The organism is Janthinobacterium sp. NKUCC08_JDC, from assembly GCF_019345575.1.
In the GTDB taxonomy this organism is placed as follows: Bacteria; Pseudomonadota; Gammaproteobacteria; order Burkholderiales; family Burkholderiaceae_D; genus Janthinobacterium; species Janthinobacterium aestuarii.
Window position 1 is genome coordinate 1 of the sequence record NZ_JAHKQW010000046.1, and the last position, 638, is coordinate 638.

Here is a 638-nt window from a genome sequence, read left to right on the forward strand (position 1 = left end):
GCACCGTCAACAGCGCGCTCTGGCGTTGGGATGTAAGCATCCAGCGCATCGGCCAGACGCAGCACTGCGTCAACGCCCATTTCGCCTTCTTTGCCTTCCAGCGCCATACGTGCCGAACCTTTGATGATTGGCAGGTCGTCGCCTGGGAATTCGTACTTCGACAACAGCTCGCGCACTTCCATTTCAACCAGTTCCAGCAGCTCTGCGTCGTCGACCAGGTCGCACTTGTTCAGGAACACGATGATGTATGGAACGCCAACTTGGCGGGCCAGCAGGATGTGTTCGCGGGTCTGTGGCATTGGGCCGTCAGCTGCGGAGCACACCAGGATCGCGCCGTCCATCTGGGCTGCACCGGTAATCATGTTTTTGATGTAATCGGCGTGGCCTGGGCAGTCAACGTGCGCGTAGTGACGCGTTTCCGTTTCGTACTCGACGTGGGCGGTGTTGATCGTGATACCGCGCGCTTTTTCTTCTGGTGCTGCATCGATCTGGTCGTATGCTTTAGCTTCGCCGCCGAATTTCTTCGACAGAACCGTTGCGATTGCAGCGGTCAGCGTGGTTTTACCGTGGTCGACGTGGCCGATGGTGCCGACGTTGACGTGCGGCTTGGTCCGTTCGAATTTACCTTTTGCCATTTT

1 protein-coding gene is annotated in these 638 nt (G+C 57.5%); it reads right to left on the reverse strand.

What is annotated here, in order from left to right:
* Positions 1-635, reverse strand: a 635-nt coding sequence (locus KO538_RS29025) for a GTP-binding protein (RefSeq protein ID WP_219330441.1), incomplete at its 3' end; no start/stop codon positions are given.
* Between the last annotated feature and the right edge of the window lie 3 nt (positions 636-638).